This is a genomic window from Pseudomonas sp. FeS53a (genome assembly GCF_000931385.1).
In the GTDB taxonomy this organism is placed as follows: Bacteria; Pseudomonadota; Gammaproteobacteria; order Pseudomonadales; family Pseudomonadaceae; genus Metapseudomonas; species Metapseudomonas otitidis.
In genome coordinates, this window is sequence record NZ_JYFT01000076.1 from 61,374 (window position 1) to 80,804 (window position 19,431).

Annotated in this window: 15 protein-coding genes, 1 other RNA gene and 1 pseudogene; 5 read left to right on the forward strand and 12 right to left on the reverse strand. The window is 67.6% G+C overall.

The window, feature by feature from the left end; all coding sequences use genetic code 11:
* Positions 1-190: 190 nt before the first annotated feature.
* On the forward strand, positions 191-1,264 hold the full coding sequence (locus SZ55_RS23930; RefSeq protein ID WP_044412771.1) for an NAD(P)H-dependent flavin oxidoreductase: 1,074 nt from the start codon (positions 191-193) through the stop codon (positions 1,262-1,264).
* Between the two features lie 61 nt (positions 1,265-1,325).
* Here the strand turns inward: SZ55_RS23930 and SZ55_RS23935 are convergent, their stop codons facing one another.
* Positions 1,326-2,474, reverse strand: coding sequence for an acyl-CoA dehydrogenase family protein (locus SZ55_RS23935; RefSeq protein ID WP_044412774.1), 1,149 nt, complete (start codon positions 2,472-2,474; stop codon positions 1,326-1,328).
* Between the two features lie 77 nt (positions 2,475-2,551).
* Positions 2,552-3,520: a transcriptional regulator FtrA gene (gene ftrA / locus SZ55_RS23940; protein ID WP_044412777.1), complete on the reverse strand. Its 969-nt coding sequence runs from the start codon at positions 3,518-3,520 to the stop codon at positions 2,552-2,554.
* A gap of 97 nt (positions 3,521-3,617) precedes the next feature.
* Here ftrA and SZ55_RS23945 point away from each other — a divergent pair, with 97 nt between their 5' ends.
* Entirely contained in the window at positions 3,618-4,055 is a 438-nt protein-coding gene (locus SZ55_RS23945; protein WP_044412779.1) for a rhodanese-like domain-containing protein, read from the forward strand.
* Positions 4,049-4,534, forward strand: a complete 486-nt coding sequence (locus tag SZ55_RS23950) for a GNAT family N-acetyltransferase (RefSeq protein WP_044412782.1) — start codon at positions 4,049-4,051, stop codon at positions 4,532-4,534. The genes SZ55_RS23945 and SZ55_RS23950 overlap by 7 nt, the downstream gene beginning before the upstream one ends.
* A 61-nt stretch (positions 4,535-4,595) precedes the next feature.
* Here the strand turns inward: SZ55_RS23950 and recR are convergent, their stop codons facing one another.
* The 6 genes and pseudogenes from recR to SZ55_RS29195 all read right to left on the reverse strand — a co-directional run.
* On the reverse strand, positions 4,596-5,195 hold the full coding sequence (gene recR, locus SZ55_RS23955) for a recombination mediator RecR (RefSeq protein ID WP_044412784.1): 600 nt from the start codon (positions 5,193-5,195) through the stop codon (positions 4,596-4,598).
* 183 nt (positions 5,196-5,378) lie between these two features.
* Positions 5,379-5,705, reverse strand: coding sequence for a YbaB/EbfC family nucleoid-associated protein (locus SZ55_RS23960; RefSeq protein WP_044412787.1), 327 nt, complete (start codon positions 5,703-5,705; stop codon positions 5,379-5,381).
* A gap of 11 nt (positions 5,706-5,716) precedes the next feature.
* The gene (gene dnaX, locus SZ55_RS23965) at positions 5,717-7,873 is read right to left on the reverse strand and encodes a DNA polymerase III subunit gamma/tau (RefSeq protein ID WP_044412790.1); all 2,157 of its coding nucleotides are present in this window, start codon (positions 7,871-7,873) and stop codon (positions 5,717-5,719) included.
* Between the two features lie 205 nt (positions 7,874-8,078).
* Positions 8,079-8,175, reverse strand: an RNA gene (ffs, locus tag SZ55_RS27745) — signal recognition particle sRNA small type.
* 104 nt (positions 8,176-8,279) lie between these two features.
* On the reverse strand, positions 8,280-8,984 hold the full coding sequence (locus SZ55_RS29190) for a methyl-accepting chemotaxis protein (RefSeq protein WP_373870858.1): 705 nt from the start codon (positions 8,982-8,984) through the stop codon (positions 8,280-8,282).
* Between the two features lie 153 nt (positions 8,985-9,137).
* Positions 9,138-9,914 (reverse strand): annotated as a pseudogene (locus tag SZ55_RS29195) (MCP four helix bundle domain-containing protein); the annotation flags it as partial.
* Between the two features lie 134 nt (positions 9,915-10,048).
* Between SZ55_RS29195 and SZ55_RS23975 the strand changes: the two are divergent.
* Positions 10,049-10,330, forward strand: a complete 282-nt coding sequence (locus SZ55_RS23975) for an HU family DNA-binding protein (RefSeq protein ID WP_044412796.1) — start codon at positions 10,049-10,051, stop codon at positions 10,328-10,330.
* A 47-nt stretch (positions 10,331-10,377) separates the two neighbouring features.
* Here the strand turns inward: SZ55_RS23975 and ligA are convergent, their stop codons facing one another.
* The 4 genes from ligA to SZ55_RS23995 form a co-directional block, all read right to left on the reverse strand.
* On the reverse strand, positions 10,378-12,750 hold the full coding sequence (gene ligA, locus SZ55_RS23980; RefSeq protein WP_044412798.1) for an NAD-dependent DNA ligase LigA: 2,373 nt from the start codon (positions 12,748-12,750) through the stop codon (positions 10,378-10,380).
* A 70-nt stretch (positions 12,751-12,820) separates the two neighbouring features.
* Positions 12,821-13,630, reverse strand: coding sequence for a cell division protein ZipA (gene zipA / locus SZ55_RS23985; RefSeq protein WP_044412801.1), 810 nt, complete (start codon positions 13,628-13,630; stop codon positions 12,821-12,823).
* Between the two features lie 212 nt (positions 13,631-13,842).
* On the reverse strand, positions 13,843-17,331 hold the full coding sequence (gene smc / locus SZ55_RS23990; protein ID WP_044412804.1) for a chromosome segregation protein SMC: 3,489 nt from the start codon (positions 17,329-17,331) through the stop codon (positions 13,843-13,845).
* A 24-nt stretch (positions 17,332-17,355) separates the two neighbouring features.
* A complete protein-coding gene (locus SZ55_RS23995; RefSeq protein WP_044412806.1) occupies positions 17,356-18,015 on the reverse strand; it encodes a GntR family transcriptional regulator in 660 nt (219 codons plus the stop codon).
* A gap of 259 nt (positions 18,016-18,274) precedes the next feature.
* On the opposite strand from SZ55_RS23995, the gene SZ55_RS24000 reads away from it, so the two are divergent.
* Positions 18,275-19,411, forward strand: a complete 1,137-nt coding sequence (locus SZ55_RS24000) for an alkane 1-monooxygenase (protein WP_044412809.1) — start codon at positions 18,275-18,277, stop codon at positions 19,409-19,411.
* Positions 19,412-19,431: the final 20 nt, after the last annotated feature.

Genomic DNA, 19,431 nt, shown 5'->3' on the forward strand with positions numbered 1-19,431 from the left:
CATCCCGAGGCCTTGCACTGGGGTCGGATACGGCGTAGGTACCCAAGAAAGACTGTAGACAGTCGTAGGCAAAATGCCTGCATAGCTCCGGAAACGTGGCCACCTGTCGCACCCGCACGATGCTAGAGCCGCTCTGCCGCGCTGCATTTGGCAGTATCCTGTCGCCCTTTCCCCTGCCAGGAGCGCTGCCATGTCCCGTTGGCCCGATACCCGTATCCAGGATCTGTTCGGCATCGAACTGCCCATCATCCAGGCGCCAATGGCGGGGCCGTCGTATGCGGAGATGGTGGTGGCGGTGGCGCAGGCCGGTGGCTTGGGTTCGCTGCCCTGCGCGATGCTGAGTACCGAGCAGATCCGCCAGGAAGTCGGGCGGATTCGCGAAGGGACTGCGGCGCCGATCAACCTGAACTTCTTCGCCCACTCGGCGCCGGTGCCGGACGAGGTCAGCCTGGCGGCCTGGAAGCAGCGCCTGGAGCCCTACTACCTGGAACTCGGCCTGGACCCGGCCGAGCCGGTGCCGCTGTCCAACCGCGCGCCGTTCGATGAAGCACTCTGCGAGTTGGTGGAGGCATTGCGCCCGGAGGTGGTGAGCTTCCACTTCGGCCTGCCGGAGGCAGCGCTGGTGGAGCGGGTGAAGGCGACCGGGGCGAAGGTGATTTCGTCGGCCACCAAGGTGGCCGAGGCCCGCTGGCTGGAGGCCAGGGGTTGCGACGCGATCATTGCCCAGGGCGCGGAGGCTGGCGGTCATCGCGGGCTGTTCCTCGATACGCGGGTGGACACCCAGGTGGGCACCTTCGCGTTGCTGCCCCAGGTGGTGGATGCGGTGCGGGTACCGGTGATTGCGGCCGGTGGAATCGCCGATGCACGCGGCATCGCGGCAGCTTTCGCGCTGGGGGCGGCGGCGGTGCAATTGGGCACGGCCTACCTGTTCACCCCGGAGGCGCGCCTGCCAGCCCTGCACCGCCAAGCGCTGGCGCAGAGCCGGGACGACGGTACGGCCATCACCAACCTGTTCACCGGGCGCCCGGCGCGGGGGATTCTCAATCGGGTGATGCGTGAAGTGGGGCCGTTGAGCGACCTGGCGCCGGCCTTTCCGCTGGCGGGCGGTGCGCTGGCCCCGTTACGGGCCAAGGCCGAGGCGGCGGGTGCCGATGATTTCATGTCGCTGTGGTCGGGCCAGGCGGCGGCGCTGTCGAAGCACCTGCCGGCGGGCGAGCTGACTCGGGTGCTGGCGGACGAAGCCCTGGAGCGCATGGGGCGCTGAAAGGCCTCTGCGCTTTCATCCCCTGAGGGTGGAGCCCGGTGCCTGGCGGCAACCGGGCGGTTCAGAGCCCCATCTGCTTGCTGATGATCTCGTTCATGATTTCCCGCGAGCCGCCGCCGATGGAGAGGATGCGGTTGTCGCGGTAGAGCCGCTCCACCAGGCTCTCGCGCATGTAGCCCATGCCGCCGAGCAGTTGCACGGCGTCGTAGGTGACCCGGTCCGCCACGTCGGTGGCGAAGTTCTTGGCCATGGAGATTTCCTTGATCACGCTCTTGCCGGCGGCCATCTTCGCCGCCTGGCGGTAGGTGAACTCGCGGGAGACCTCGACCTGGGTGGCCATTTCCGCCAGGCGATGCTTGAGCACCTGGAACTTGCCGATGGGCTTGCCGAAGGCCTGCCGCTCGCGGGCCCAGCGCTCGGCTTCTTCCAGGGCCATCTGGGCGGTCATGTTGGCCATGATGGCCAGGGCCAGCCGCTCGGACTGGAAGTTGGCCATGATGCAGGCGAAGCCCATGTTCTCGACGCCGATGAGGTTGCCCACCGGGACGAGGCAGTCCTCGAAGAACAGCTCGGCGGTGTCGGAGGCCCACCAGCCCATCTTCTTCAGTTGGCGCCCGACGCTGAAGCCGGGGGTGCCCTTTTCGATCAGCAGCAGGCTGACGCCGCCGAAGCCGTCACCGCCGGTGCGCACCGCCACGGTGTAGTAGTCGGCGCGCACGCCGCTGGTGATGAAGGTTTTGCTGCCGTTGACGCGGTAGAAGTCCCCCTCGCGCACCGCGCGAGTCTTCAGGTTGGCCACGTCGGAGCCACCGGAGGGCTCGGTGACGGCCAGCGCCATGATCTTCTCACCGGCCAGCACCTGCGGGGCGATGCGCTCGCGAAGCTCGGGGCGGCCCCACTTGACCAGGGGCGGCAGGCCGATGTCGAGGGAGCCGAGCCCGGCCACCAGGCCGCCGGAGCCGCTGCGCATCAGCTCTTCGCTGGCCGCCACCTTGGCGAACAGGTCGCCCTCGTGGCTGCCGCCGTATTGCTCGGGGTAGCCGATGCCGAGGATGCCGGCGGCACCGGCCTTGAGGTAGAGCTCGCGGGGGAAGGATTCGGCCTCTTCCCAGTCGTCGATATGGGGGAGGATTTCCCGCTCGACGAAGCGGCGAACCGAATCACGCACCAGTTGATGGGATTCGTCGAAGTATTCCTGGCAGGCCGGCATGGCGTAGCTCCCTGGCGAAAGTCAGGAAAACTTACCGAGCGCTTGCTTGGTTTTCAAGGCGGGAGTTGCGCCATCGATCAGGACGTATGCGCCGCGCCGAAGCGCTCACGGTAGGCCGAAGGCGGCAGCCCGACGGCGTTGCGGAAGGCCACGCGGAAGCTCTCCACCGAGCGGAAGCCGCACCGTTCGGCGATGCGCTCGCTGCCGTCGGCTGTGCTTTCCAGCAGTTCGCGGGCGCGGGCCAGGCGCTCGTGCTGCAGCCAGGCCTTGGGGGTCATGCCGGTGGCTTCGCTGAAACGTCGCAGGAAGGTGCGTTCGCTCATGGCCACGCGGCGGGCCAGTTGGCTCACCCCCAGGGGCTCGTGCAGGTGCTGACGGGCCCACTGCATCAGGGCGGACAAGTCATTGCGCGGTGCCTGCGCCACCGGGGCGGGAATGAATTGCGCCTGGCCGCCGGCCCGCTGGGGCGACATGACCAGGCGCCGGGCCACAGTGTTGGCCACCTGGGTGCCGAAGTCCCGCGCCACCAGGTGCAGGCAGGCGTCGATGCCGGCGGCGCTGCCGGCCGACGTGATGAGCGGGCCGGCATCCACGTAGAGCACGTCCGGGTCCACCTCGATGGCCGAGAAGCGCTGCGCCAGTTCGTCGGTGTAGCGCCAGTGGGTGGTGGCGCGCTGGCCGTCCAGCAGGCCGCTGGCGGCGAGGACGAAAACGCCGGAGCAGATGGACACCAGCCGTGCCCCACGGGCATGGGCGTCGCGCAGGGCTGCCAGCAGCCGCTCCGGGGGCACCTCGGCGCGGTCACGCCAGCCGGGAATGACAATGGTCCGGGCCTCGGCCAGGCGCTCCAGGCCGCCATCGGCCAGCACCTGGATGCCGCCCATGGCGCGCATGGGGCCGTCGTCCAGGCCGACGATGCAGTGGCGATACCAGGGGAAATCGAACTCAGGCCGTGGCAGGCCGAAGATCTCCACGGCAATGCCGAATTCGAAGGTGCAGAGGCCGTCATAGGCGAGGATGGCCACCAGGCCGGGGTCGTCGTGCATTTGGCGGAAACTTACCAGTTACTGTCTCGCCCGCCACTTTAGGGAAGAAAACGCGCTGGATACAGTGGCGCCATCCCCTAACCGACGGAGAACCACCATGCCCAGCCTCGTTCGCCAGCATCCCGCTGCCCACCCGGAAGCCGCCCTCGCCCATTTCGCCCAACGCCTGGCCTTCGAGACCGATTGCTCGGACGTACATGCCAGCCAGCAGGCCGGTGACGTGGACTACGTACTGGTCGACGTGCGCAGCGAGGCGGCCTATGCCGCCGGCCATGTGCCGGGCGCGATCAACATCCCCCATCGGCTGATGACCGCCGAGTTCATGGCCGGCTACCCGCGTGACACGCTGTTCGTCGTCTACTGCGCCGGCCCTCACTGCAACGGCGTACATCGCGCGGCCGTGCGCCTGGCCGGGCTGGGTTTCGCGGTGAAGGAGATGCTCGGCGGCGTCACCGGCTGGCTGGACGAGGGCCTGAGCCTGAGCGGCGCGCAAAGCCAGCAGGCAGCCCACCCGGCCATCTCGTGCGCATGTTGAGCCCATCCGTACGCGAGGCGCGGGCCGAGGACGTGCCCGCCCTCCTCCCGCTGATGCGCGAGCTGGCGTTTTTCGAGGCGTACCTGGAGGAGTTCGCGGTGAGCGAGGCGCAACTGCTGGCCCGCGCCTTCGGTCCGGAGCCTCAGTGCCAGGTCTTCGTGGCGGAGACCTCGGGCCGACTGCTCGGCTATGCCGTGGCCCAGGAGATCATCTTCACCTACGACTTGCGCCCGACGGTGCGGCTCAAGGAGCTGTACCTGGTGCCGGACGCGCGTGGCCAGGGTCAGGGGCAGCGCCTGATGGCCGCCGTGGCGCGCTGGGCGCGAACTCGCGGCGCGGGACGCCTGAAGTGGGATGTACTGGTGGGCAACCGAGGTGCCGCGCGCTTCTATCAACGCCTGGGCGGTCGCCCCGACAGCAAGTGGATTGCCTACGGGATGGATGACAAGGCGCTGGAAGCCTTGGCTGCGCTGGGGTAGCCGGTAGGTCGATGCGTTGCCGATGCTGTCCCGGGCTGAAGCCCGGGCTACGGAAGAGCGATCAGAGGCCGATGGGGCGGCGGCCGGCCAGGGCGTGGGTCAGGGTGCCGCCGTCCACCAGTTCCAGCTCGCCACCCAGCGGTACGCCGTGGGCGATGCGCGAGGCCACCAGGCCCTTGGGTGCCAGCAATTGGGCGATGTAGTGGGCGGTCGCCTCCCCTTCCACGGTCGGGTTGGTGGCGAGGATCACTTCGCTGAAGGCGCCGGCCTCGATCCGCTCCATCAGCTCGGGAATGCCGATGGCCTCCGGGCCCAGGCCATCCAGGGGCGAGAGGTGCCCCTTGAGCACGAAGAAACGGCCGCGATAGCCAGTCTGCTCCACGGCGAACACGTCCAGCGGCCCTTCCACCACGCACAGCAGCGAGTCGTCGCGACGCGGATCGGCGCACTGCGGGCAGAGGTCGTCCTCACTGAGGGTGCGGCATTGCTTGCAATGCCCGACGCCTTCCATTGCGGCGGTAAGTGCCTGGGCCAGGCGCAGGCCGCCGCTGCGGTCACGCTCCAGCAACTGCAGCGCCATGCGCTGGGCCGTCTTCTGGCCTACACCGGGCAGGATGCGGAGGGCGTCGATCAGTTGGCGGATCAGCGGACTGAAGCTCATGGGGCGTCTCGGAAATGGGGGCTGGGGGGTAGAACGGACTCCGGTGCCCTGCTCGCTTCCGACCTCTACTCCACGCGCTGTCGCCAGGGGCGATCAGACGGCATGCAGTACAAGGCGTGAACGGCTACGGGCACCGGAGTATGAAGCAGAAGGCACCCCGACGAGTCAGGGTGCATGCCCTCTTTAGAAGGGCATCTTGAAGCCGGGCGGCAGTTGAAGGCCGGCCGTCATGCCGGACATCTTCTCCTGGCTGTTCTGCTCGATCTTGCGCACGGCGTCGTTGACGGCGGCGGCAATCAGGTCTTCAAGGATTTCCTTGTCTTCCTGCATCAGGCTGTCATCCAGGCTCACGCGCTTGACGTCGTGACGGCCGTTCATGACCACGCTCACCAGGCCGGCACCGGATTGACCGGTCACTTCGGCGTTGGCCAGCTCTTCCTGCATCTTCTGCATCTTTTCCTGCATTTGCTGGGCCTGTTTCATCAGGCCTGCCATGCCACCCTTCATCATGATGGTTGTCCTCAGCGGTCAAGGGGTTCAATGGTGTCCGGGCGCACGCTGGCCCCGAACTGTTCGATCATCTTCAACACCAGCGGGTCGCTGGCAATCGAGTCTTCGGCGTCACGCTGGCGGGCCGCACGTTTGCGGGCGGCGGCCTGGGCCGGGGTTTCCTGCTCGGGGCGGCGGATCTCCACCTCAAGGGTCAGGGTGCGGCCGTGGTACTGGTTGAGGGCCTCGTTCATGCGCCGTTGCTGGGTGGCGTTGAACAGGGCGCTCTGGGCCGGGTCCAGGTGCAGGCGCCAAGTGTCGCCCTCCACGGCCACCAGGGTGCAGTTGGCGGCGATGTTGCCGGTCATGCCGCTGATGCCGAGGCGCGGGAACAGGTCCAGCCATTCGGCGGCCAGGCCAGTGGCCGGCTGCACATCCGGCAGGACTTCGGGCTCGGCCACCACGGCCGGCTCGCCGACGGGAAGCTCGTCGAGGTAGGCGATGGAATCGGCGTCCGCCTGATAGTAGTCGTCATAGTCCCCAGGCGGAGGCTCTTCGTCGTCGAAGGGCGCTTCGGACGCCGGCACGGCTTCGGCGACGGGCACCGGCGCTGCGGCGTCTGGGGCCGGTGCGGCGTTCGGTACGGGCGCTTCGGCTACAGGCTCGGGCTCGGGCTCGGGCTCGGGCTCGGGGGCAGGCTGCGCGACTTGCACGGACGCGGCTGCTGCAGCGGGCTCTTCCCAGGGCAGGTCGACCGGCACCTCGGCGGGGGGCTCGGCAACCACGGCGGGCTGCGGCGCCGGCTCGATGACCGGTTCGCTCGCCACGCCGGGCTCTACCGGCGCTACAGGCTCGGGTTCAGGCTCGGGCACCACGGCAGCAGGCGCGGCCTCGACCACCGGTTCCGGCGCCGGCTGCAGGGCCGGCACGACCGCCGGAGCGGGCGCGGCGACAGGGGCCGGCATGGGCGGTTGAAGCACGGGCGCGGGGATGACGGCCGCCGGAGCCACAACGGCGGCTCCGGCCACGGGGTTCTGGCTGGAATCAGCTGTGGCCTTGCTGATCCCCGGGTCCTTTAGCACCACCCTCGGCGCGCCGTCGGCATCGGCAGGGCGGAACGCCAGCATGCGCAGCAGCACCATCTCGAAGCCGCCGCGCGGGTCCGGCGCCAGGGGCAGGTCGCGACGTCCGATCAGGCCCATCTGGTAGTAGAACTGCACATCTTCCGCCGGCAGCGCCTCGGCCAGTGCCAGCACGCGGTCACGGTCGCCCTGGCCGTTGTCGACGGCATCGGGTAGGGCCTGGGCGATGGCCACGCGATGCAGCACGTTGAGGATTTCGGCCAGCACGCCGTTCCAGTCCGGGCCCTGCTCGGCAAGGTGGCGGATGGCCTCCAGCACGCCACGGGCATCGCCCTGCAGCAGCGCGTGGAGCACGCCGTAGACCTGGCCGTGGTCGAGGGTGCCGAGCATGGCGCGCACGTCGGCGGCCAGGACATTGCCTTCACCAAAGGCGATGGCCTGGTCGGTGAGGCTCATGGCATCGCGCATGGAGCCATCAGCGGCGCGGCCCAGCAGCCACAGCGCGTCCGGCTCGAAGGGGACGCTCTCGGCGGTGAGGACGTGGGTCAGGTGCTCCACCACGCGCTCCGGCGGCATGTTCTTCAGGGAGAACTGCAGGCAGCGGGAGAGGATGGTGACGGGCAGCTTCTGCGGGTCGGTGGTGGCCAGCAGGAACTTCACATGGGGCGGCGGCTCTTCGAGGGTCTTGAGCAGCGCGTTGAACGAGTGCGTGGAGAGCATGTGCACTTCGTCGATCAGGTAGACCTTGTAGCGGCCCCGGGTCGGCGCGTACTGCACGTTGTCCAGCAGTTCGCGGGTGTCCTCGACCTTGGTGCGGCTCGCGGCGTCCACTTCGATCAGGTCGACGAAGCGACCTTCGTCGATCTCACGGCAGACCGAGCACTGGCCGCAGGGCGTGGAGCTGATGCCGGTCTCGCAGTTCAGGCACTTGGCGAGGATGCGCGCGATGGTGGTCTTGCCCACGCCACGGGTACCGGTGAAGAGGTAGGCGTGGTGCAGGCGCTGGTTGTCCAGGGCGTTGATCAGGGCCTTCAGCACATGGGTCTGGCCGACCATTTCCCGGAACGAGCGGGGACGCCATTTGCGCGCAAGAACCTGATAACTCATTGAAAACCGTCGCAGCAGTGAATCGGGAGGGGGCTAATGCTAGCGGAGCAACCCGCAAATTGCACCCGAGATGCACGCTCGTGACGAACTTCTTTCGGTCACGGGAACGCCATAAGGACGGGACGTGGCACGGCAGTGCTCACGCAATGCGTGGCGGAGAAATCAGAAAGAAGGGGATGAAGCGAGGGGATAAATAAGGAGGCGACCCCACCAGCCACACCCCGGCACTCGATGTCACCGCTGCGGCTGCTCCCTTCCGGGCCTGACCGGGTTCACGGCTGATCAATGCGGGGGGACCGGCAGGGCCACCATAACGCGACTCGCCAGATCGGCGAGCCGCGCCATTGTACTGGCTCTTGGCAAACTTACAACCGCTGAAATCACTTTTCCTGACAAGCACTTGCGTTCAGACCCGGAAGCGCCCCACCAGGCTGGCCAGGCCGCTGGACAGCTCGGACAGGTGCCGGCTGGCCTGGGTGCTCTGGTCCGAGGTCTGCGAGGCCTCCATGGACAGGTTGCGGATGTCGCTGATGTTGCGGGCGATCTCCTCGGTCACGCTGCTCTGCTCCTCGCAGGCGGTGGCGATCTGCGCGGCCATGTCGTTGATCCGCTGCACCGAATCGCCGGTGTCGCTCAGGGCCTGGTCCACCCCGGCGGCGCGCTCGACGCTGTCCCGCGCCTGATGACTGCCGGCCTGCATGGCCCGCACGGCATTCTCAACGCCGACCTGCAGGCGGGCGATCATTTCCTGGATGTCCTTGGTGGAGTCCTGGGTGCGGGCAGCCAGTGCGCGGACCTCATCGGCCACCACCGCGAACCCCCTCCCCTGCTCGCCTGCCCGGGCGGCTTCAATGGCGGCGTTCAGTGCCAGCAGGTTGGTCTGGTCGGCGATGCCCTTGATGACAGCGAGCACCGCACCGATGTTGGCGGTCTCCTGCTGCAGTGTCTCGATGGTGGTGGAGGCGCTCTCCACTTCCTGGGCGAGCTGGCGGATGGCACGGATGGTGGCCCCCACCACCTGGGCGCCCTCGCGGGACTGGCTTTCGGCGTGGCGGGCGGCGTCGGCGGCGTTCTGTGCGCTGCGGGCCACCTCGTGGACGGCGGCGCTCATCTCGGTGGCAGCGGTGCTCACCTGGTCGACGGCGGCATGCTCGCTGGTGATCAGGCGGTCATTGGCGGCCGCCAGGCCGGCCAGGCTGCGGGCGGAGTTGGCCACTTCGTCGGTCACCCGGCCGACTTCACGGATCAACGGCTGGAGCTTGTCGAGGAAGCGGTTGAAGGCATGGCTGAGCTTGCCCAGCTCATCCCGCGAGGTGACTTCAAGCCGCACCCGCAGGTCGCCGTCGCCCTCGGCGATCTGCTCGATGCGCTCCAGCAGGCGATGCAGCGGGCGGGTCACCAGGGTGGGGAACCCCAGCACCAGCAGCAGGCAGATGCCGCAGGCAACGGCCATGATCACGCCCTGCTGGAGGCTGCGCTGCTGACCCAGGGCGGTCGACGCCAGGCCCTCGGCGTTGGCTTCGGCATCCTCCAGTTCACCCAGCTTGTTGATGACATCGCGCATGGCCTGGAACTGCTTCTCGCTGTCGCCGAAGCTCAGGCGGCTGGCTGCCTCGGGCTCGCTGGAGGACAGGGCCACCACCTTCAGCGAGGTGGCCTTCCACTCGGCAAACCCACGGTCGAAGCTGGCCACCAGCTGACGAGCCTCGTCACCGGGCTTGAGGTCGGCGTACTTGTGCACCCGGTCGTAGGCCTGCTGGAGGTTCTCGGCATGGTCGGACTTGAGCTGGGCGACGAAGTCCCCGGAGCTCTCGTCCAGCAGGCTGCGCTCGGCGGTGAAGGCCTGGTAGAGGTCGCGGTCGGCGTTCAGCAACAGGCTGACGGCGGGCAGGTAGCGATTGGTCAGGCGGGCACTGGAGTCGACCACCTGGTTGAGCCCCTGCACGCCGAGCCCGCCCAGCAGCGCGAGCAGGACCAGCAGGAGCAGGATGGGCAACGTGATCTTCCAGCGGAAACTCAGGTCGGCGAAGGCTTGCAGCATGACGACTCTCCCCAGGGCGCGGCGATTCGCACAAGCGTAGTCCGACTCCCTGCAACGCGCGGGAAACCGATCTGTGCTAGCGTGCCCCCGCCCCGCTTAGAGCCGGGCGCCTTCATCTTCATCGGAGCACCCCCATGGCACTCACCAAAGACCAACTCATCGCCGACATCGCCGACGCCACAGACGCCACCCGCGCAACCGTGCGCGCCGTGCTGGAGCAACTGAGCGAGATCGTCAGCGACTCGCTGGAGAACGGCGATGAGATCACCCTGCCGGGCATCGGCAAGCTCAAGGTCAGCGAACGCCCGGCGCGCACCGGCCGCAACCCGCAGACCGGCAAGAGCATCGAGATCGCCGCGAAGAAGGTGGTCAAGTTGGTGCCGGCCAAGGCCCTGACCGACGCCATCAACGGCTGATACGAAAAGGCCGGGCATCGAGCCCGGCCTTTTCATGTGTGGCGCCTTCACGCGGCGCCGAGGGTCTTCAGTTCAGCGAGGAATTGCTCCTCGTCCAGCACCCGCAATCCCAGTTCGGTGGCCTTGGCCAGCTTGGAGCCAGCACCCGGCCCGGCGACCACGCAGTGGGTACGCGCCGACACTGAGCCCGCGACCTTGGCACCCAGGGCTTCCAGCTTGTCCTTGGCCTGGTCGCGGCTCATGGCCTCCAGCGTGCCGGTCAGCACCCAGGTCTGCCCGGCCAGGGGCAACCCTTCCACCACCTTGCGTTCGCACGACCAGTGCATGCCGAACTCCAGCAGTTGCGCCTCGATGCGCAGGGCGTGCTCGCGGTTGGCCGGCTCGTCGAAGAAGTCGCGCAGGGAGCGGGCGGCCTTTTCGTTGAGGCGTTCCACCTGGCGCAGGTCCAGCCAATCGGCCTGGATCACGCCCTGCAGGCTGCCGAAGCGGGCCGCCAGCTTCTCAGCGCCGGTGGTGGCGATACCGGGGATGTTCAGCTTGTCGAGGAAGCCACCCAGGGAGGCGCAGGCGGTGAATTCGGCACTGACCTCGCCTTCGTCCTGCAGGACGACGCCGCGGGCCAGCAGGTCGGCAATCACCTGGCGGTTGTGGTCGTCGCCGAAGAAGTTGTGGATCTCCGACGCCACTTCCAGCCCCACGTCGGGCAGGTAGGTCAGCACTTCCGGCAGGGCCTGTTCCAGGCGCTTCAGCGAGCCGAGGGCGCGAGCCAGCAGCTTGGCGGTCTCTTCACCGACATCGGGAATGCCGAGGGCGAAGATGAAGCGCGCCAGGGTCGGCTTGGCGCTGTCCTGGATCGCCGCCAGCAGGTTGCGGGTCGACAGGTCGGCGAAGCCCTCCAGCTCCACCACCTGCTCGTAGGTGAGGGTGTAGAGGTCGGCGGGCGACGCCACCAGGCCGGTGTCCACCAGCTGCTCGACGATCTTGTCGCCCAGGCCGTCAATGTCCATGGCGCGGCGGGAGGCGAAGTGGATGATCGCCTGCTTGAGCTGGGCGCCGCAGGCCAGGCGGCCGACGCAGCGGTACACCGAGCCTTCGCTGGTGGTGGCCTTGCCCTTGGCGCGCTTGACCAGTTGGGTGCGCTCGACGGCGGAACCGCACACTGGGCATTGCTCCGGCACGTGCACCGGACGGGCATCCGCAGGGCGGCGCTCTGCTACCACTTGCATGACCTGCGGGATCACGTCACCGGCGCGGCGGATGATGACGGTGTCGCCGATCATCAGGCCCAGGCGGGCGACTTCGTCCATGTTGTGCAGGGTGGCATTGGCGACGGTGACGCCCGCCACCTTGACCGGCTTGAGGCGCGCCACGGGCGTCACCGCACCGGTACGGCCGACCTGGAACTCGACGTCCAGCAGCTCGGTCAGCTCCTCCTGGGCGGGGAACTTGTGGGCGATGGCCCAGTGCGGGGTGCGGGCGCGGAAGCCCAGTTGCTGCTGGTCCTCCAGGGTGTTGACCTTGAACACCACGCCGTCGATGTCGTAAGGCAGCGCCATGCGCCGCTGGCCGATGTCGCGGTAGTAGTCCAGGCAGGCCTCGACGCCCTTGGCCAGGCGCAGCTCGCGGCTGATGGGAATGCCCCAGCCCTTGAGGCGCTCCAGCATGCCCACCTGGGTGGGGGCCAGTTCGGCGCTGACCTGGCCGATGCCGTAGCAGCAGAACTCCAGCGGACGGCTGGCGGTGATCTTCGGGTCCAGCTGGCGCAGGCTGCCGGCGGCGGCGTTGCGCGGGTTGGCGAAGGTCTTGCCGCCGCTCTCGGTCTGGCGGGCGTTGAGCTCCTCGAAGCCGGCCTTGGGCATGTACACCTCGCCGCGTACCTCCAGCACCTGCGGCCAGCCCTCGCCCTTCAGCTTGAGCGGTACGTTGCGGATGGTGCGCACGTTGGCGCTGATGTCCTCGCCGGTGGTGCCGTCGCCACGCGTCGCGCCACGCTCCAGCACGCCGTTGCGGTACAGCAGGCTGACGGCCAGGCCGTCGAGCTTCGGTTCACAGCTGTATTCCACGGCTGCGCCACCGCCGAAGAGGTCACCGCCGGACAGGCCGAGGCCGCTCTGCACGCTGCGATCGAAGGCCAGCAGGTCCTCCTCCTCGAAGGCGTTGCCCAGGCTCAGCATGGGCACTTCGTGACGCACCTCGCCGAAGGCGCTGAGAGCCTCGCCGCCGACACGCTGGGTGGGCGAATCGGGGGTGACCAGTTCCGGGTGCTCGGCTTCCAGGGCCTGCAGCTCGCGGAACAGGCGGTCGTACTCGGCGTCGGGCACGCTGGGCTCGTCGAGGACGTAGTAGCGGTAGTTGTGCTCATCCAGTTCGGCACGCAGTGCCTGGATGCGCTGGGCGGCATTGCCTGAGGTGTCGTTCATGATGCGGGGCTCTTTTCCGTGCAAACGAAAAGAGCAGCCTGGGCTGCTCTGTTTCGGTGGATCTTCCGGTTCAGCGCTTCTGGGTCAGGCTGCGACGCTCGAACTCGACGATGCGCTGGCGGTAATGCTCGATGGTCTGGGCGGTCAGCACGCTGCGCTGGTCGTCCTTCAACTCGCCGTTCAGTTCCTGGGAGAGCTTGCGGGCTGCGGCCACCATCACGTCGAAGGCCTGCTTCGGGTGACGCGGGCCAGGCAGACCGAGGAAGAAGCTCACCGCACGGGTGCTGAACAGGTCGATATCGTCCAGATCGAAGGTGCCGGGCTTGACGCCGTTGGCCATGGAGAACAGCACCTCGCCATTGCCGGCCATGCTCTCGTGGCGATGGAAGATGTCCATCTCGCCGAAACGCAGGCCGCTCTCGAGGATGTTCTGCAGCAGGGCGGGCCCCTTGAAGCCGCCTTCGTCGCGGGCGACCACGTTGATCACCAGCACTTCCTCCACGGGCGGCAGGTCCTGGACCTTGGCCGGGCGCGCCGCCTTGGCCGCTGCGGCCTCTTCGACGGGTGTCAGCAGGGTCGGCACCGGCTCGTCCAGCGCCAGGTCGCCCTGGCGTGGCTCGTTGCGGCGCTTGTTCAGTTCCTTGGCGCTCATGCTGGGCAGGTCTTCCTCGTCCAGCGAGGGCTCCCCACGTTCGCGAACGCGGGCCGGTCCGAGGAGGTTGGGGTCCTCCCCGTCATCGGGAAGGTTGGAGAAGCTGCGGTCGAGCTTGAACTTGAGCTTGCCTTTGCCGCCACTCATGCGGCGCCAGCCATCGAACAAAATGCCGGCGATTACGATGACGCCGATGACGATCAGCCACTCGCGCAGACCGATTTCCATTAATCCTGTGTCCCCTGGTCAAAAAATATTCTGATAGTGATGAAGAAAGGACATCCGGTCCTCTGAAAACGTGGCGCCCAACTCCATGTTCCCAATGGCGTTTTCCACGTGTCAAAAAAATTGGGCATTAAGCTAGCACGGCCAGCCCAGCAGAGAAACCTCTGATCACGAGGCCTGCAGGGCAACCCGGGCGGCATTGCCGGCCGGGCGTGTCAGGCCTCTACGAGGGAAAGCGCCTCCTCGACATCCACGGCGACCAACCGTGAGCATCCCGGCTCGTGCATGGTCACGCCCATCAATTGGTCGGCCATCTCCATGGCGATCTTGTTGTGGGTGATATAGATGAACTGGACCTTCTCCGACATTTCCTTGACCAATCGTGCATAACGGCCGACGTTCGCGTCGTCCAGCGGCGCATCCACCTCGTCGAGCATGCAGAACGGCGCGGGGTTGAGCTGGAAGATGGCGAACACCAGCGCCAGCGCGGTAAGGGCCTTCTCGCCACCGGACAGCAGGTGGATGGTGCTGTTCTTCTTGCCTGGCGGGCGCGCCATGATGGCGACCCCGGTGTCCAGCAGGTCTTCGCCGGTCAGCTCCAGGTAGGCGTGGCCACCCCCGAAGACCTTCGGGAACAGCGCCTGGAGGCCGGCGTTGATCTGGTCGAAGGTTTCCTTGAAGCGGTTGCGGGTCTCCTTGTCGATCTTGCGAATGACGTTCTCCAGCGTGTCCAGCGCCTCCACCAGGTCATCGTTCTGCGCGTCCAGGTAGCGTTTGCGCTCGGACTGCTGCTGGTATTCGTCGATGGCCGCCAGGTTGATCGGGCCCAGGCGCTGGATGCGCGCGGCCAGTCGCTCCAGCTCCTCGTCCCAGGCGGGCTCGCTGGCGCCCTCGGGCAGCGTGGCGAGCACGCCGTGCAGGTCGTAGCCGTCCTCCAGCAACTGGTCCTGCAGCGCCTTGCGGCGCACGGTCAGGGCCTGCCACTCCATGCGTTGCTGCTCCAGCTGGCCGCGCAGCAGTTGCGACTGCTGCTCGGCCTGGGTGCGGCGCTTCTCGGCGTCGCGCAGTTCGCGGTCGGCATCCTCGAGGGCGAGCCGGGCGAGCTTGAGTTCGTCTTCCACCGCCATGCGCCGTTCCAGCAGCCCTTCCAGCTTCATGCGCAGCTCTTCCAGCGGGGCGGCGCCCTCCTCCAGGTTGAGGCTGAGCTGCTCGCGACGCTCTTCGAGGCGTTCGAACTGCTGGCTGAGTCGCTCCAGGGCCTGGCGTGTCGAGTCATGCTGGGCCCGCAGGGAGCCCAGCCGCACGGCCAACTGGTGGGCCTGGTCCTTGTGCTGGCGTGCCTCCTGGCGGATGCGGTCGAGGCGTTCGCGCAGGTCATCGCGCTCGGCCAGCAGGCGTTCGCGCTGCTCGGTGTCGGTGGCCATGGCGTCCAGGGCGTCCTGCAGCACCAGGCGGGCTTCGCCCAGCTGCTCATGCTCCAGGGCACGCTGTTCATCGAGTTCGGCCAGCTCCGCCTCCAGGCGCTGGCGACGCAGATTGAGCTGCTCGACCCGCGCCTGCTGGGCGGACAGGCGTGCCTTCACCTCGGACAGGCGACGCGCCTCGTCCTGCACCTGGCGGCGTTGTTGTTCACGGGTTTCTTCCTGCTGACGCTGCTGGTCCCGCAGGGCTTGCAGGGCCTCGTCGAGGCGCTCCAGGGTGGCTTCGCGCTCGTCACGCTCGGCGTGCAGGCGCTCCAGCTCCTGGCCACGGGCCAGCAGGCCGCTTTCCGCTTCGCTGGCGCGACGGACACGGAGGAAGTTGCGCCCGACCCAGTAGCCATCGCGGCTGATCAGGCTTTCGTCGGCGGCCAGCGCGGCGCGGCCGGCCAGGGCCTCGTCCAGGCTCTCCACCGGGCGCACACGGCCGAGCCAGGGGGCCAGATCGAGCCGTGACTCCACCTTGTCCAGCAGGCTACCGGCGATTCGTGCACCGCCTTGGCCGGCGGCCACCAGGCGCAGGTCACCCTGGCTGAAGCCCGCCAGGTCAAGCCCCTGGAAGTCATCCAGCTGCACGGCCTGCAGGTCCGCCCCGAGGACGGTCTCCACCGCCAGCTCCCAGCCCGCCTCCACCCGCAGGCCTTCGGCCAGGCGCGGGCGCTGGTCGAGTCCATGCTCACGCAGCCAGTCCGCCGTGCCGGCGCCGGGGTCAAGAGCGGCCTGCTGCAGGGCTTCCAGCGAGGCGATGCGGCCGTTGAGGCGCTGCAGCTCGCCCTGGGCCTGCTGCTGGGCCTGGCTGGCGCGCTGCAGCTCATCACGCAGCTGCTCCAGGCGCTCCACCAGGGCCTCTTCGGCGGCCTGCAGGGTTTCCAGCTCCAGCTCGCCAGCGGCGGCCTGTTCATTCAATTCGAGGATGGCCGCGCTCTCGGGGTCGGCGGCCAGTTGGGTACGCTCATCCGCCAGGCGACGTTCGCGCTCCAGTACGCGTTCGAGGCTCTGCTCCAGCTGCTGGATGCGCGCCTGCTGCACTTCGGCCTGGCGGCGGGGCTCGGCGCTGCGCTGGTTGAAGCCGTCCCAGCGCTCCTGCCAGCCCTGCATGCCGGCCTCGGCCTCTTCCAGCTGGGCACTGGCCTCTTCGGCGGCGGCGGCGCTGAGTTCCTGCTCGGGGATGAGCATGTCCATCTCTTCACCGAGGGTCGCCAGCAGGGTGCGGTCATGCCCCAGGTGGGACTCGGTCTCCTGGCGGGCGCGCTCGGCGTCGCGCAGGTCGTCCTGCAGTTGCCGCTGGCGCTGCTGGCCGTGCTGGATGCTCTGCTCGACCCGGGCGATGTCACCGCCCACGGAATAGAAGCGGCCCTGCACCAGGTTGAAGCGCTCGGACAGTTCGTGGTGGCCGTCCCGCAGGCGCTCGATGGCGGCGTCGGCGTTGCGCTGCTCGGCCACCAGTGCCTCGAAGGCCACCTCCTGGCTGCCGATCACGCCTTCGCGCTGGCCCACCTGCTCGTTCAGCGCCTGCCACTTGAGGGCGGACAGCTGGGCCTTGAGCTGGCGCTCCTCGGCCTTGTACTCCTGGTACTTCTCCGCTGCCTGGGCCTGCCGGTGCAGGCGGTCGAGCTGGCGCTCCAGCTCTTCGCGCAGGTCGGTCAGGCGCGCCAGGTTCTCGTGGGTGCGACGGATGCGGTTCTCGGTCTCGCGGCGGCGCTCCTTGTACTTGGAGATGCCGGCGGCTTCCTCGATGAAATTGCGCAGGTCCTCGGGCTTGGCCTCGATGAGCTTGGAGATCATCCCCTGCTCGATGATGGAGTAGCTGCGCGGCCCCAGGCCGGTGCCGAGGAAGATGTCGGTGATGTCCCGGCGGCGGCACTTGGTGCCGTTGAGGAAGTAGGTGTTCTGGCCGTCACGGCTGACGCGGCGGCGAATGGAAATCTCGGCGAAGGCGGCGTATTCGCCCACCAGGGAGTTGTCCGAGTTGTCGAAGATCAGCTCGATGCTGGCCTGGGCCACCGGCTTGCGGGTGTTGGAGCCGTTGAAGATGACGTCGGTCATCGACTCGCCGCGCAGGTTCTTGGCCGAACTTTCGCCCATCACCCAGCGCACGGCGTCGATGATGTTGGACTTGCCGCAGCCGTTGGGGCCCACCACCGCCGACATGTTGCTGGGGAAGTTGACCGTGGTGGGGTCGACGAAGGACTTGAACCCGGCCAGCTTGATGCACTTGAGCCGCATGGGCGCCTCTCCCGGTCAGTGGCGTCAGTGGCCGGCCAGGGCGGCGAGCACCAGCTGGCAGTTGTGCTGGCCGTAGCCCACCAGCACGTCGCGGATGCGCGCCAGGTCGCGGCCGATCACTGCCTTGAGCAGCTCAGCGAAGGCGGCCATGAACTGCGCCATCTCGCCTTTGCGCTGCTCCAGCGCCAGGTGGTAGGTGCGGCTGATGGCCGGCAGCAGGTTCTCCACCGTCTCCTCCAGGTAGGGGTTGTCGGCGAAGGCATAGGCCGCGCGCATGATGCTGAAGCTGGAATCGACGAAGCCGCTGATGTCGTGGTCCTGCAGGTTCTGTTCCAGGCGCTGCTGGATGGCCAGGAAAGGCGCGAGGTCCTCTTCGCTCTTCCAGCGCTGGGCAACGGCACAGCCCAGCAGGATGTACATCTCCATCATCAGTGCGTAGAGGCTCTGCACATGGTGCGGGGTGAGCTCGGACACCTGGGCGCCACGGTGCGGCAGGATGGTGATCAGGTGGCGGCGCTGGAGGATCAGCAGCGCTTCGCGCACCGACCCGCGGCTGACGTTGAGGGCCTGGGTGACCTTCTGCTCCTGGATGCGTTCGCGGGCCTTCAGGTCCCCTCGGATGATGCGTTCGGCGAGGTGGTGGGCGATCTGTTCGGCGAGGCTGTCCGGTGCCTTGAACGTCATGGTTTTCCTTCGGTCTTGGCTGTGGGGGTCGATCAGGCGCCCTCGGGGTCCGGCGCAGCGGGCTGGTCGGAAGGGATCATGCACGAGGGATCTGCGCAGGACGCGGCAGGGGGCGAAGTGTAACACAGGGTGTTACCCGTCGAAGGTGACAGACGGAGGGCATTCAGACCTAAAGGTCGGTCGCCCTGCACCGGGTTGGGGCGCAGGATTGTCTGACAATCCTGGAATAACCCACCCACCTGCACGGACGGAGCCCACCATGTTCGAACGCCTGCCCTCCAACTGGATGATCGCCCTGAAGAAGGTCGGCTACTGGATCTGGCTGATCCCCGTGGCCGGCATTCCCATGAGCTACTACTGGTCGCTGGGCAGCGACCACCCCAATGCCTGGCCCTGGCTGGTGATCACCATCGTCTTCGGGGTGATTCCGTTCCTCGACTTCATCGTCGGCCGCGACCCGGCCAACCCCGACGAGTCGGACGACGTGCCGTTCATGGAGGGCCAGGGCTACTACCGCTTCCTCAGCCTGATGACCCTGCCGCTGCTGCTGCTGATGCTGGCCTGGAGCGGCTGGGTGTTCGTCCACCACCCGGACTGGAACTGGGTGGGCAAGCTCGGCTGGGTGCTCTCGGTGGGCACGGTGATGGGCGCCATCGGCATCACCGTCTCCCACGAACTGATCCACAAGGACCCGCTACTGGAGCAGAGCGCTGGCGGCATCCTGCTGGCGGCGGTGTGCTACGCCGGTTTCAAGGTGGAGCACGTGCGCGGCCACCACGTGAACGTCTCCACCCCGGAGGATGCTTCCTCCGCCCGCTTCGGCCAGAGCCTCTACCAGTTCCTGCCCCACGCCTATAAGCACAACTTCCTCAACGCCTGGAACCTGGAGGCCCAGCGCCTCAAGCGCAAGGGGCTGCCGGCGCTGCACTGGCGCAACGAGCTGGTGTGGTGGTACGCCCTGAGCGCCGCGATGCTGGTGGGTTTCACCCTCGCCCTGGGTTGGCTGGGCGGGGTGTTCTTCCTGGTGCAGGCGGCGATGGCCTTTACACTGCTGGAGATCGTCAACTACGTGGAGCACTACGGCCTGCACCGCCGCAAACTGGACAACGGCCGCTATGAACGCACCAGTCCGGCGCATTCCTGGAACAGCAACTTCCTGCTCACCAACCTGTTCCTCTTCCACCTGCAGCGCCATTCGGACCACCACGCCTACGCCAAGCGCCGCTACCAGGTGCTGCGCCATTTCGACGACAGCCCGCAGTTGCCCAACGGCTATGCCGGGATGATCGTCCTGGCGCTGTTCCCGCCGCTGTGGCGCGCCGTGATGGACAAGCGGGTGCGCGCCTATTACGCCGGTGAAGAACATCAGCTGACCGACCAGCAACAGGTCGCCTGACCCCGCCCTTACCCCCTCGT